The sequence below is a fragment of the Neobacillus sp. NPDC093127 genome (assembly GCF_044754175.1).
GTDB lineage: Bacteria > Bacillota > Bacilli > Bacillales > Cytobacillaceae > Neobacillus.
In genome coordinates this window covers 68358-82337 of record NZ_JBIVOP010000015.1, presented here as the reverse complement: position 1 = coordinate 82337, position 13980 = coordinate 68358, and the positions used below count along the sequence as shown (strand labels likewise).

Annotated in this window: 10 protein-coding genes; 8 read left to right on the top strand and 2 right to left on the bottom strand. The window is 40.5% G+C overall.

The window, feature by feature from the left end; translation table 11 throughout:
- The first annotated feature begins 183 nt into the window (after positions 1 to 183).
- Together ACIQCO_RS19585 and ACIQCO_RS19580 are read left to right on the top strand one after the other, a co-directional pair.
- Complete coding sequence (locus ACIQCO_RS19585) at positions 184 to 1194, top strand: serine hydrolase domain-containing protein (RefSeq protein ID WP_400431385.1); 1011 nt, start codon at positions 184 to 186, stop codon at positions 1192 to 1194.
- 59 nt (positions 1195 to 1253) lie between these two features.
- Positions 1254 to 2129 (top strand): alkaline phosphatase family protein, encoded by an 876-nt coding sequence (locus tag ACIQCO_RS19580; protein WP_400431382.1) that lies wholly within the window; start codon positions 1254 to 1256, stop codon positions 2127 to 2129.
- Between the two features lie 119 nt (positions 2130 to 2248).
- Here the strand turns inward: ACIQCO_RS19580 and ACIQCO_RS19575 are convergent, their stop codons facing one another.
- Positions 2249 to 3001, bottom strand: a complete 753-nt coding sequence (locus ACIQCO_RS19575) for a CPBP family intramembrane glutamic endopeptidase (RefSeq protein ID WP_400431378.1) — start codon at positions 2999 to 3001, stop codon at positions 2249 to 2251.
- Between the two features lie 479 nt (positions 3002 to 3480).
- Between ACIQCO_RS19575 and ACIQCO_RS19570 the strand changes: the two genes are divergently transcribed.
- The 3 genes from ACIQCO_RS19570 (at position 3481) to ACIQCO_RS19560 (ending at position 8193) form a co-directional block, all read left to right on the top strand.
- The gene (locus tag ACIQCO_RS19570) at positions 3481 to 5223 is read left to right on the top strand and encodes an ABC transporter ATP-binding protein (RefSeq protein ID WP_400431375.1); all 1743 of its coding nucleotides are present in this window, start codon (positions 3481 to 3483) and stop codon (positions 5221 to 5223) included.
- Positions 5220 to 6956 carry an ABC transporter ATP-binding protein gene (locus ACIQCO_RS19565; RefSeq protein WP_400431372.1) on the top strand — a complete coding sequence of 579 codons (1737 nt, stop codon included), beginning with the start codon at positions 5220 to 5222 and terminating at the stop codon, positions 6954 to 6956. The genes ACIQCO_RS19570 and ACIQCO_RS19565 overlap by 4 nt, the downstream gene beginning before the upstream one ends.
- A 223-nt stretch (positions 6957 to 7179) precedes the next feature.
- Entirely contained in the window at positions 7180 to 8193 is a 1014-nt protein-coding gene (locus ACIQCO_RS19560; RefSeq protein ID WP_400431369.1) for a DUF3231 family protein, read from the top strand.
- Positions 8194 to 8228: 35 nt separating this feature from the next.
- Here ACIQCO_RS19560 and ACIQCO_RS19555 read toward each other — a convergent pair whose 3' ends face one another.
- Complete coding sequence (locus ACIQCO_RS19555) at positions 8229 to 9638, bottom strand: sigma-54 interaction domain-containing protein (protein ID WP_400431366.1); 1410 nt, start codon at positions 9636 to 9638, stop codon at positions 8229 to 8231.
- A gap of 253 nt (positions 9639 to 9891) precedes the next feature.
- Between ACIQCO_RS19555 and ACIQCO_RS19550 the strand changes: the two genes are divergently transcribed.
- From ACIQCO_RS19550 to ACIQCO_RS19540, 3 genes are all read left to right on the top strand, one after another.
- Positions 9892 to 11094 (top strand): ornithine--oxo-acid transaminase, encoded by a 1203-nt coding sequence (locus ACIQCO_RS19550; RefSeq protein ID WP_400431364.1) that lies wholly within the window; start codon positions 9892 to 9894, stop codon positions 11092 to 11094.
- A 378-nt stretch (positions 11095 to 11472) separates the two neighbouring features.
- Complete coding sequence (locus ACIQCO_RS19545; protein WP_400431361.1) at positions 11473 to 12915, top strand: amino acid permease; 1443 nt, start codon at positions 11473 to 11475, stop codon at positions 12913 to 12915.
- Between the two features lie 116 nt (positions 12916 to 13031).
- Complete coding sequence (locus ACIQCO_RS19540; protein ID WP_400431358.1) at positions 13032 to 13511, top strand: SRPBCC family protein; 480 nt, start codon at positions 13032 to 13034, stop codon at positions 13509 to 13511.
- The last annotated feature ends 469 nt before the right edge of the window (positions 13512 to 13980 follow it).

Here is a 13980-nt window from a genome sequence, read left to right as displayed (position 1 = left end):
TTTAAGGGGAATTCCAACGAATAACCCTTCTTCTAGTCTAGGTGGCTAGAACTTTCTAAAAGTAGTAGCATTCTTTAGCGATATGGTAAAATAAAAATTTGAAATATTGCGAAATCCTTTGCGGATGGGAAAACTGTTGTTGAATAGTTTAAGAGATTTTCTTAGGAGGGTGGTCAGAACTTCATGTTTATTAAGCGAAGATTAAATGGAATGTTTAACTCTGTAGTATCTCATGTAAAGAATACATATGATTTGGTTGATGGTTCAGGTGCAGGTGTAATGGTTATACATAATGACAACATGGTTGTAGAGGAATATTGGGGGAAACATTCAAAAGAATCTGGTGCAAGACCGATCCAGGAAGACTCACAGTTCCATGTAGCTTCTGTTCGTAAAAGTTATATTGGCTTTGCGGTGGCATACGCTGTACATCACGGTTACATAGAATCGATTGATGATGAATTAACAAAATATCTGTCTGTTGCTGATACAGAGCTTTTCATTAAAATAACTATTAGACACCTTCTTACACATACCCATGGATTAAATACACAAGAGGGCAGGATTATTCGAGAATTTGCTCCAGGGAAAGGATGGGCATATCGTGATATTAACATTAAACTGTTGACGGATATTGTCAAATCTACGACAGGCAGGACAATAGCCGAAATCCTGAAAGAACAGGTTTTTAATCCGTTAGCGTTTAAGGAAACGGGTTGGCATGATGAAGCAAATGAAAAATTAGTGCAAGTTATTAAAGAACAAAACGATAAGTTTTGGTCAACGAGTAAGGGTACAGATGGGAGCCAGAAGAACATGTATGTATCCACAAGAGAGCTTGCTTATTGGGGATATGTCCACTTAAAGCAAGGTTTTATCGATGGGGAACAAAGGGTTTCTAACGACATCATTAAATTAGCGACATCCCTTCAGAGTCCATTCGTAAATAAAGACCTTCCTCAAAATGGATTTTTATGGTTTGTGAAGGATTTGCCTGCAAAGCAAACGGAAATTGGTGACCTTGTGCCTCAAGGTTCCTATCAAATCTTGGGATATACCAGTGTGGCAGTAGTGGTTATTCCTAAGAAAAATACCGTGGCAGTTCGCATGTTTAATAGTTTTGGCTCCACACCTGGATACGATTATTTATCTGACATTAGATCATTTGGGGATACTGTTATGGAGTGTTTATAAAGGGGTATAGGGCAGGAATCTTGTCCCATTTTTAAGTCGAAAGGAAAGAAGGCGTTGATGTGTTTAGAAAATGGGGATTTTTCCTCTTAATAGTCATCCTTGTATTAAGTGCTTGTGCGCCGAGTCTGCCTAAGAATCAGGCTCCGGCGGAAAACTCTATTCCGGTTGCGAAAAAGCTTCCGAAAATTGATCATATCGTTGTTGTTGTCGAGGAAAATCGCTCACAAAAGGCGATTGAAGGGAATCCGTCTGCCCCCTATATCAATTCACTAATGAAGCAGGGAGCAAACTTAACGAACTTCCATGCTATAGAACACCCAAGTCAGCCTAATTATTTGGACTTATTCTCCGGGTCAAACCAAGGGGTGACAGATGATAAAGTCCCAAAAGCGAAATTTTCTACAGATAACTTGGCGAGTGAGTTGATTGAAAAGAATTATACGTTTATGGGCTTTTCCGAAGACCTGCCTTCCGTTGGCTTTAATGGGGCATCGACTGGTCCCGGAGGTTATGCCCGTAAGCATAATCCTTGGGTAAACTTCACCAATGTACCGAAAGAAGTCAATCAGCCATTGACAAACTTTCCAAAGGATTTTACCAAATTGCCGACGGTTTCATTTGTCATCCCGAATCTTCGGAATGACATGCATGATGGAACGATAAAGGAAGCGGACGATTGGCTGAAGGAAAAGATTGACCCTTATGTTCAATGGGCGCAAAATCATAACAGTTTATTGATCGTGACATGGGACGAGGATGATTATTCACAAGACAACAAAATCGCGACCTTTTTTGTCGGACCCATGGTAAAAACAGGGCGATTTGATGAAAAGTTAAATCACTATCATCTTTTAAGGACCATCGAGGACCTTTACGGATTAGCACATGCGGGGGAAAGTAAGATAACCGAACCTATTATGAGCATATGGAAATAAGAGGGACAAGGGGCAGGCACCTTGTCTATTCCACAACAAATTGTCTAAAATGTATTGTGAGACTTTGGGGCAGTCCCATTTGCTGGGATAAAGCGGAGAGGACTGGCCCTTTTCTTTTATTAAGTTTGCCCTGAAATGAGAAAAATCAGAGGCAAGACCCCAAATGCTATGTTAACAAAGAAATGACATACGATAAGAGGAAACAATCTTTTTTGTTTGTGAAAGATGATCCCGCTCCCAATTCCCCATACGAAAAAAGCCGCAGCATAGACAATAGCACCTTGTAAACTAACAGCCAGTATAATGTGTTGCAAAGCAAATCCAACAGAGGGGATGAATATACCGACCCACACTTTTTTTAAATGGCTGATAAATAACGGCTGGGCATAGCCACGGTACATTAGTTCTTCAATCGGTGCATTTAAAAACGGAAAAACAAAAGAAATGCCGGCTGTTAACCACAGTAGCCATCCGGGGCGTGGAAATGAAAAGATATCTTCATTTCCGGCAAAAACAGTCGGAAAGTGTTCGAATAAATCCGGTCCATACATGACAAACATGATTCCCAAAATTGTAACCACGAAAGGGACATACAAGACCACAAGCCATAACATACCGAACAAAATATCCTTTCCAACTCGTTCCATGCGAAAATTGATTATATCTTTTATGGAACGACCTTCTTTTTTTAACAGGCGATGTAACAAATAAAAACAAAATACATTAACGATAGTAAAATAAACATTTGAAAATTCCGGCAGAAAGGGAAACCGAAAGGATAAACCAACTATTTTTAGCAATAAAAATAGAAAAAATAACGCCACGATCAACATTGGAAAACGAATAAACGAAACAAACCAAGCATTTTTCAAAAAGCTGCACCTCCCGTTTTTAAAAATACTCAGATATCTTTAGGTTTATGTGTTAAACCTTTTTAAAGGGACAAGGAGCCTGCCCCTAGTCCCAATCATCTGACTGTTGACAATTGTACGAAAAGAATGATAATCTTCAAGGACACTAAACATTTTTTTACAAAGGAGGAATGGACAATGCGAGATCTTCAGGTGTACTTCATAACTGCTAATTTCATATATTGTCCATACCTGTAATCTGTAAAATGGTGAATTCCTAACGTGATGAAAGGTATCGGCACGCCTTCGATACCTTTTCCAGAGATGCATGCTCTTTTTAGGGTATGCCTCTCTTTTTTGTGTTACGGAATATTTTGGTGAATTGTTAAAAAGGAGTAGATGAAGATGTGGAACAAACAAAGAAGATTGATTTTCAAAAAGGAGCTGCTAGAGTCTGGGTAGCTATTATTCACAGATGTTCGGGAAAGTAGGGATGCTACATGTTTGAAGTATTAGGTAAATTAGGCTGGTTTTTTAAACAGTCTTGGCAACAGTATACAATTGCTATTTCCTTTTTAATCCTTGCCAGTGTGCTGGAAGTGATTCCCCCGTATATACTAGGGTCGATTATCGATGTATTAACGGCTGGCGAAATGTCCAAAGCATTATTAGTTAAATACGTATTAATATTCATTTCGATTATTATCTTTGGCTATTGTTTAAATTTCGTTTGGCAATATCGTTTGTTTGAAGGGGCCATTAATCTTGAAAGAATAATGCGCCGGAAATTAATGCTACAATTTTTAAAAATGACGCCTACATTTTATGAAAAGAATCGTACGGGTGACCTAATGGCACGTGCAACCAATGATTTAAATTCCGTTTCGGTTACAGCGGGATTTGGGATTATGACGCTGATTGATTCCACGTTATATATGGGTGCCATCATTTGTGCGATGGGGTTTATGATTTCTTGGAAATTAACGTTTTTTGCCATGCTGCCAGTGCCGATAATGGCTGTGTTAATTCAGTATCTTGGCAAGCTTGTGCATGAGCGATATATGAAGGCACAGGACGCATTTGGCGAATTGAATGATAGTGTTCTAGAATCCGTTGCCGGCGTGCGGGTGATCCGCGCCTACGTGCAGGAGAAAAAGGATGAAAAGACTTTTGCTGACATGAGTGAAGAAGTTTACGCGAAAAATATGTATACAGCAAAAATAAATGCCCTATTCGGGCCGATAACAAAAGTCGGGACCGGCATCAGCTATGTGGTCGCCCTTGGTTACGGTGCAATTCTTGTCTCACATGGTGATATGACGGTCGGTCAGCTTATAACCTTTAATGTCTATTTAGGGCTAGCGGTGTGGCCTATTTTCGCTATTGGCGAGTTAATAAATGTCATGCAGCAAGGAAATGCCTCACTAGATCGGGTCCAAGAAACCCTTAACAGTGAAGCAGATGTTCAAAATACGAAAGATCCGGTTGCCATCACGACGCCAAGTGCTATTGGTTTTGATGACTTGATGTTCCAATATCCAACGAGTCAGGTGAAAAATTTACAGCAAATCTCCTTGTCACTAAAAAGGGGAGAGACGCTTGGAATCGTTGGGAAGACAGGTGCAGGAAAAACAACTTTCCTTAGACAATTATTGCGAGAATATCCGCTTGATGAAGGACAATTAACGATTGCCGGAGTTGATATCGCCGCGCAAACAAAAGAACAGATTCTCGATTGGATCGGGTATGTACCACAGGATCATATATTATTTTCACGAACGATTCGCGAAAATATTTTATTTGGTAAAGAGGATGCAACAGAAGCGGATTTGCAGGAAGCCATTCACCTTGCCTACTTTAAAAAGGATTTAGAGAACTTACCGATGGGGCTAGAAACACTTGTCGGGGAAAAAGGAGTTTCTTTATCAGGGGGACAAAAGCAGCGGGTATCGATTGCACGGGCGCTTATTAAAAATCCGGAAATATTAATCCTTGACGACTCATTATCAGCAGTCGATGCAAAAACGGAGTCTAGAATAATCCGAAACATTCAGAATGAGCGAAGTGGCAAGACAACGATTATTACAACCCATCGTTTATCTGGTGTGCAGCATGCAGATCAAATTATCGTCCTTGATGAGGGGCAAATTACCGAGCAAGGAACACATGAAGAACTTATCGGGCAAAACGGCTGGTATAAAGAACAATTTGACCGTCAACAGCTGGAAGGGGGCGGGTCATGAGTACGGGGAAACGTTTAACGAAATATGCGATGTACTTTAAACGGCCAATTTTTCTAGGGCTATTATTCTTAACGGCCGCTGTATTTACGGAACTTGCAGGACCATTTATTGCAAAAAATATTATTGATGAACATATGACCATTGGAAAAATTGATATAAGGCCGATTGCCTGGCTGCTTTGTTTATATTTCATCTTAGCGGTGGCAACAGCCATTTTACGTTACTTTATGTATATTTATTTGCAAATGGGCGCAAATCGTGTTGTCCAAAAATTACGTCAAGATGTATTTGGACATATTCAAAGATTGCCAATTCAGTATTTTGATCAATTGCCGGCAGGAAAAATTGTCGCGCGGGTCACAAATGATACCGAAGCATTAAGAAATTTATATGTGCAAGTACTTTCTAACTTTGCCACAAGTTTTATCTCGATAGCCGGTGTCTATATCGCGCTGTTTATTTTAAATTGGAAAATGGCGCTGATTGCCTTAATCATGATGCCAATTGTCTATCTTTGGATGATTCTATATCGAAAGTATGCGGCGCAATACAATGATGTAATTCGCACAAAAATTGCGGATATTAATGCGATGATTAATGAATCGATTCAAGGCATGACTATTATTCAAGCCTTTCGTCGTGAAAAGCAAATGACGAAGGAATTTGATGAGATGAATGAAGAGCATTATGCCTATCAGCGAAAACTATTGTTTTTAGATTCGGCAACATCATTTAACTTAGTCAATATGTTACGTCTCACCTTATTTACGATTTTCATCATCTATTTTGGGACACAATCGTTAACGACAGCACAGATTGTCTCTTCGGGTACACTCTATGCGTTTGTTGATTACTTAACGAGATTATTTAATCCAATTACGAATGTGGTCAATCAGTTTTCACAGCTGGAACGCTCACTCGTTGCGGGGAAACGCGTGTTTGAAGTGTTAGATACCACTGGTGAAAACGTATCACAAGAAATGATGCCCAGGTACGACGGGCATGTCCTATTTGAAGATGTGTCTTTTGCTTACAAAAACAATGATTATGTGTTGAACAATTTATCCTTTGAAGCGAATCGCGGCGAGACAGTGGCACTTGTTGGCCATACGGGTTCTGGAAAGAGTTCGATTATGAACTTGCTCTTCCGTTTTTATGATCCATCAAAAGGGAAGATTTATATTGATGGGATTGACGTTACTTCTGTGCCAAGGCAGACGATGCGTAAACATATGGGGATTGTGTTGCAAGATCCTTATTTATTTACCGGAACGATTGCCTCGAATGTTAGCTTGAATGACCCAAGTATCTCACGGGAAAAGGTAGAAGCAGCCTTGAAAGCGGTTGGGGCAGAAAGTGTCTTCAGGAATCTGGAAAAAGGGATTGATGAACCCGTTATTGAAAAAGGCAGCACACTTTCTTCGGGCCAGCGACAACTTATTTCATTTGCCCGGGCGCTCGCTTTTGACCCTGCAATCTTAATCTTGGATGAAGCAACCTCCAATATTGATACAGAGACGGAAGAAATGATTCAGCATGCGATGGATGTTCTTAAGAAGGGCCGGACAACTTTTATTATTGCTCACCGTCTTTCGACGATTAAAAATGCTGATCGTATTCTTGTATTAGAACGAGGCGTGATTAAAGAACAGGGCACTCACGATGAATTATTGGCCCAAGGCGGCATCTATGAGCAAATGTATCAAATGCAGGCAAAATCGCTTCAGGTCTAAAGAGAGAAAACGCAAGTTTCCTTTACATGGTGTATGGACAGGAGCTCACAAAGAAAGAACCACTAATGCCCTTGGTGGTTCTTTTTGGAATGGTACGGGATAGCACCACAATATCAAATTCAATGAAATTTGGGACAGGGTGCCTATCCCCATGCCCCTGAATAATACCCCAATTATTGTAAATAATATATTCGCATGGATATTTATTTGGAGGGGATTAATAGTGAGCAATAGCCGGACTGATTTAACTTCTTCTGAAATAGCTAGTATTTGGGCTGCCTACATGAACGATAGTATGGCTAAATGTGTATTAGGATTTTTTCTAAAAACGATTGAACATGAAGAAATTCGACCCGTTATCCAGTTTGCTTATGACATGGCAGCATCTCATTTAGAAAAACTAACGAAGCTATTCGAAGAAGAACAATTACCCTTACCTACAGGCTTTACAAGTGAAGATGTTAATTTGAATGCACCAAGGCTGTATACTGATATGTTTATGCTTACATACATTAACCATATGGCAAGGGCAGGATTACTTGCCTACAGCGGGTTTATGTCGATGAGTGCTAGAAAAGATATCAGAAAATATTTTATGGAAGGGCTGCGAGAAACGACTGACTTATTCGATAAAAGCACGGATGCAGCCCTTTCAATCGGTATTTTTGTTCGAGCTCCTTATATTGCTTATCCGACAAAAACAGATTATATAGATAGTAAAAAGTATTTAAGCGGTTTTTCTTTTTTCAATAAACAGCGGCCATTAAATGCAGTTGAAATCTCACACCTATATATGAATATTCAAACGAACATCATGGGTGAAAAACTTGCCCTTAGTTTTGCGCAAACCTCACCAAGAAAGGAAATTCAAGAATGGATGTATCGAGGAAGTGAAATTTCAAAAAAACATGTCAAAGTATTTGGTGATTCACTTCTTGAGGACAATATCCACCCGCCTGTCCCGCCGGATATTGCGCTTACTAATTCGATTACCCCGCCTTTTTCCGATAAACTTACTATGTTTCTCATGTCTTTTTTAAGTGCTGCAGGTAAAGGTAACTATGCAACAGGGGCAGCCGCAAGTCAAAGAACTGACCTCGTTCTAAATTATGAGAGGTTATCACTTGAAATTGCCCAATATGCTAAAGATGGGGCCAATCTAATGATTGATAATTCCTGGCTGGAGCAACCGCCTGGAACAATGGATAAAGAGAAGCTTGCAAGGGAAAAAGAATAAATAGTGGGACAGGGGAGTTGCCCCATGTCCCAGCCTCATTTTGTATCTATGCCTAATTTCTTCATCCGGTACTGCAGGCTTTGGCGGCTTATAGCGAGTGATTTAGCCGCTCGTGAAATATTGGAATCATGTTTCGATAAAATGTGTTCGATATAGGTTTTTTCAAATAACTCCATTTGGTTCTTTAGTGGCACCGTAATATCTGAATTGCCTTTCATGAAGGTGTCTACCGTGGAAAGAGGCATCAATCTCTCCTTCAATTGCATTTTGCTCCGATATTGATAGGGTAAGTGGGAATACATAATATATTCCTCATCCATCATGATGTTCATGGCCGCTTCGATAATATGCTCAAGTTCACGAACATTCCCATGCCAATCATACTCAAGGAAAGACGATTTGACCTCCTCTGACAACCCTTTTACGTTCATTTGAAAACGCTCATTGTATTTTTTAATAAAATTCTTAACCAATAATGGAATGTCTTCTTTGCGGTCCTTTAGCGGTGGAACAAAGATCGTTACAACTCCAAGCCGGTAATATAAATCTTTGCGCAGCCGCTGATGGGCAATGGCATCAATGGGATCCTCATTCATATTGGCAATGACCCTTACATCAACTGGCGTATCTTTCGTATCACCAATGCGCCTGATTGTTTTTTCCTGAAGGACGCGGAGCAATTTTGCTTGAAGATTTAGATTCAATGAGTTAATTTCATCAAGCAGCAAGGTGCCGCCGTTTGCCTGTTCAAATAATCCTGGGGTATCAACTGCGCCCGTGAAGGCACCACGCTTCGTGCCGAATAGGAGACTCTCGATTAAATTATCAGGTAAAGCCGCGCAATTTTGCGAGATAAATGGAGCGGATAAACGCGCGCTCCCATTGTGGATGCTTTGGGCAAACAGCTCCTTCCCAGTCCCTGTATCGCCGACGATCAACACGTAGGACGAGGTTCGTGTTGCCCGTTTAGCCGCTTCAATCACTTCCTTAATAGCAGAGCTCACCCCAATTATTTTATCAAAGGTATATTTCGTGGCCCCCTTGTTCATATTGCCTTTAATGAGTCGTTCAAGTTTTGTGACGTCATTGGCAATTTCAACAGCACCCTCGATTTTTTCATCTGTATAGATAGGGATGGTATTGTTGATCGTTGTAACTTCATGACCCTTATTATTAAAATAGGTTTGCTTTACGTTCGTCGTTATTTTCCCTTCCTGCAATGCCTCTACAAGGGTACTAGATTGGTCGTCTTTAAACATAAACACATCTAGAAGATTTTTATCAATAACATCATGGAGGTCCATCGACTCCATTTGCATCATTTTTTTATTATAAATAATCGTTTTGCCCGTTTCGTCCACCGCATGGATTCCAACGTCCACTTCGTCCAAAATCCGTTCATACATCCGTGTTAAATAGTACAAATCAGTTTGTGATTTTGTCATAACGGCTCATTCCCTTATTTTTCACTTATGCCCCTATTTAATCAAAAAAAACGCAATAACGCAAAATAATTTGGCGTTATTTATTGAAAAATAAGCCTTTCTGCAAAATTTCGTGGCACTAAATTTCGGAAAACCCTATAAAACGGCAAAAAAATATTGGCATGAAACTTGCATTGAATAATTGTAATCCTGCTAATCGAACAAAAATAAGGTGAACAACGGGGAAGCTTCACAAATAAAGGAGGAAATTTTAATGACTGAAGTAATCATGAAAACAACAGAAATTATAGAACAAACAACTAAATTTGGTGCCAATAACTATCATCCGCTGCCAATCGTAATCGCCAAAGCGGAAGGCGTATGGGTGGAAAGTCCAGAGGGGGATCGGTACATGGATATGCTAAGTGCCTATTCCGCTGTGAACCAAGGGCACCGTCATCCAAAAATCATTCAAGCATTAAAGGACCAAGCAGACAAAGTAACCCTAACCTCACGGGCATTTCATAATGACCAGCTCGGGCCTTGGTACGAAAGAATCTGTCGGGTAACAAATAAAAATATGGCGTTGCCGATGAATACAGGAGCAGAAGCAGTGGAAACCGCTCTAAAAGCTGCCCGCCGCTGGGGTTATGATGTTAAAGGAATTGCTGAAAATCAGGCAGAAATCATCGCCTGCACAGGAAACTTTCATGGACGGACAATGGGAGCGGTATCGTTATCCTCTGATCCGGAATACAAACGCGGGTTTGGCCCGATGCTGCCCGGTATTAAGTTAATTCCTTATGGTGATTTGGAAGCATTAAAGGCAGCGATCACACCGAATACGGCGGCATTCTTAATAGAACCAATTCAGGGCGAAGCGGGGATTATACTACCTCCTGAAGGATTCTTAAAGAAAGCGTCCGAACTTTGTAAAGAACAAAATGTTCTGTTTATTGCTGATGAAATTCAGGTTGGTTTAGCACGGACTGGAAAAATGTTTGCCTGTGACTGGGAAGAAGTAGAACCTGATATGTTAATTTTAGGAAAGGCCCTTGGCGGCGGAGTGTTCCCAATCTCCTGTGTTGTCGCAAATTCTGATGTTCTTGGCGTCTTTAACCCAGGCTCGCACGGTTCAACGTTTGGAGGAAACCCGCTTGCCTGTGCCGTTTCACTTGCTGCTTTAGATGTAATCGAGGAAGAAAAGTTAGCGGCACGGTCCCTTGAATTAGGACAGTACTTCCTTGAACAGTTAAAAACCATTGATAATCCAATGATTAAAGAAATCCGAGGCAGAGGCTTGTTTATCGGGGTTGAACTAACCGAAGCCGCAAGACCATATTGCGAACAATTAAAAGAAGCAGGCTTATTATGCAAAGAAACACATGATACGGTCATTCGCTTTGCACCACCGTTAATTATTACAAAGGAAGAAATTGATTGGGCAATTGAGAAAATTAAAAACGTTTTATCCTAAATAAACCCGAAGTACTCTTTCCATTTATATGGGAAGAGTATTTTTGCGTTTTTGGTGCAAAATTATTTTAAAATAGTGCCAAAAATATTGGCGCCTTTGTTAAATAATTGTTCAAAAATAGGGAATTATACATTGGCATATAAATTGCATACATTACATGTATTGAAATAGTAAAAATATTATAAAGATTTAGTTGTTAGTAGATATACGCCAATGTACGAATCTTTTCTTACAGTTTACTATTTTAGAAAAAGAGTTTTAAAATATTGAAATCGTTTTCTTTCTGTGGGAATGGGGAGGAGCAGTGCGAAGGCGAATCAGTATTTTGATGGTGGCTTGTAATGCAATATTTGTTTTCAGGGATAAGGGGGAAGGATAATGAATTTACAGGAGAACAATGCAACTCATGAATTAAAAAGAACAATGAAGACGCGGCATTTGTTTATGATCTCTTTAGGCGGGGTAATTGGTTCAGGGCTTTTCTTAGGCTCAGGTTACACGATTAGCCAAGCTGGACCGGCAGGGGCAATTCTTTCCTATTTTATTGGCGGCATGATTATGTTTCTAACGATGCTTTGTTTAGGAGAATTATCGGTAGCCATGCCTGTATCAGGATCATTCCAAACCTATACGACCAAATTTATTGGACCAGGAACTGGTTTTGCGCTTGGCTGGCTCTATTGGTTAGGCTGGTCTGTAACGGTAGCGTTGGAGTTATTATCTGCGGGGCAGCTTATGCAAAGATGGTTTCCGGGTTCGCCTGTTTGGATTTGGTGTGCGATTTTTGCCGTCGTATTATTTTCACTCAATGCCCTTTCAGCCCGTGCATTTGGTGAAACAGAATTTTGGTTCTCCAGTATTAAAATTTTCGCTATCCTTGCTTTTATCATCCTTGGCGGAGCGGCGATGTTTGGTTTGATCGATATGAAAGGCGGACAACCAGCACCATTTTTCTCTAACTTTACCGCACATGGCCTCCTGCCACATGGGTTTACGGCTTTAATTATTACAATGATTGCGGTGAACTTTTCGTTTCAAGGCACAGAATTAATTGGGATTGCCGCAGGTGAAAGTGAAGAACCTGAAAAGACCATCCCTAAATCAATTAAGCAAACCGTTTGGCGTACGCTGTTTTTCTTCATTTTAGCTATTTTTGTCTTAGCTAGTTTAATTCCGATGAAACAAGCCGGCGTCGTTGAAAGTCCCTTTGTGGTTGTTTTTGATAGTATCGGTATTCCTTATGCAGCAGACATTATGAACTTTGTCATCCTTACGGCATTACTATCCGTTGCAAACTCTGGGCTGTATGCCGCAACACGGATGCTTTACGCGATGTCGAAAGAAAAAATGACCAGCCCTAAACTGACAAAAGTAAATAAACAAGGAGTTCCGTTTAACGCCCTTGTGCTAACGATAGGAATCGCATTATTATCGTTATTATCTGGATTTTTCGCACCTGAAACCGTATTTGTTTGGCTGCTCTCTGTTGCAGGATTAGGCGCCCAAGTTGGCTGGATTTCCATTACAGCTTCCCAAATTGCCTTCCGCAGAAAATTTATCCGCGAAGGCGGCAAAGTGGAGGATCTCAAATTTAGAACTCCGCTATATCCTGTGCTTCCTGTAATCGCCTTAACCTTAAACTGTATCGTATTGGCAAGCTTAGCATTTGACTCAGAACAACGCTTAGCCCTTTATTTAGGAGTACCATTTGTAGTGGCATGCTACCTCATTTATCATTTTAAAATTAAAAAGATTCGCGAGCACGACGGTGTGGGCGAACAAGAACTACAACTGCAAGAAAATAAAAAGATGATTATTTAAACTTTTGAGGTAGCCCCTGTCGCGGTAAAGCGGCGGGGGCTATGTCTATTTTTGAGAAGTAAACTCAAAAATAGTAAGATGTTAGTATATAAATTCTCGAGAGGCAGGTAAAAATCGTGATTGCGATAGTTGAAAAAAAGGAAAGAGGCTCCATCGCTCGTTTCGAACGCAGTGTAGAACATTCCGTTGAAGATGTTTGGTCATGGTTGACTGAAAACGAAAAACTAGCCCAATGGTTTAACGAACTTCGAGTCGGCGAGCTCCGAGAAGGCGGGTTTATGAAGTTTGAAATGCCGGATGGCACATTTGAGAAATTAAAAATTACTGAGCTCAAAAAGCATGCAGTGTTTGAATTCTCTTGGTGGGTTGACAGTGTTCGTTTTGAGTTGACTCCGGAATCAAACGGCTGCAAATTAGTCTTAATCGAACGGATTGAGAAAATAACAGATCATACTCCAAAGGATCTAGCAGGCTGGCACGTTTGTCTCGATGTGATTGTTGCCCTAATGGACGGCAGAACCATCGCCAGGATGGAAGAATGGAAAAAATGGTATGAAGAATATAAACAGGTTATTGGAGAAGTAACTCAAAGTTAATTAAACGATTGATTGAAAAGCTGGAAGCGTTGGTATGTCTGGCGTTTAAGAGTTAATCAAACGATTGTTTAACTTCTAGAGCCAATGAAGCATCGATTTGAAAAAACTAATCAAACGATTGATTGAAAAGCTAGAAGCGTTGGTGTATCTGGCGTGCTAGAGTTAATCAAACGATTGATTAAATTTCTGGAGCAAAGGAAGACGTCCCTAAGTTTTCCCCGTTTTGATTAAAAAAGTACTCTAGTGCTCTGTATTTTACCAGTGGCTTTCTATCTTAAAGAACGGGCACTCTGAGAGGTCCACAGTGCCCATGAACACGGGAAAAATCCAAGAACGGGCACTCTAAGAGGTCCACAGTGCCCATGAACACGGGAAAAATCCAAGAACGGGCACTCTAAGAGGTCCACAGTGCCCATGAACACGGGAAAAATCCAAGAACGGGCACTCTAAGAGGTCCACAGTGCCCATG

Coding starts and splice junctions, on each gene's coding strand:
- ACIQCO_RS19585 (WP_400431385.1), top strand. CDS start 184: ATGTTTATTAAGCGAAGATTAAATGGAATGTTTAACTCTGTAGTATCT.
- ACIQCO_RS19570 (WP_400431375.1), top strand. CDS start 3,481: ATGTTTGAAGTATTAGGTAAATTAGGCTGGTTTTTTAAACAGTCTTGG.
- ACIQCO_RS19565 (WP_400431372.1), top strand. CDS start 5,220: ATGAGTACGGGGAAACGTTTAACGAAATATGCGATGTACTTTAAACGG.
- ACIQCO_RS19555 (WP_400431366.1), bottom strand. CDS start 9,638: ATGACAAAATCACAAACTGATTTGTACTATTTAACACGGATGTATGAA.
- ACIQCO_RS19550 (WP_400431364.1), top strand. CDS start 9,892: ATGACTGAAGTAATCATGAAAACAACAGAAATTATAGAACAAACAACT.
- ACIQCO_RS19545 (WP_400431361.1), top strand. CDS start 11,473: ATGAATTTACAGGAGAACAATGCAACTCATGAATTAAAAAGAACAATG.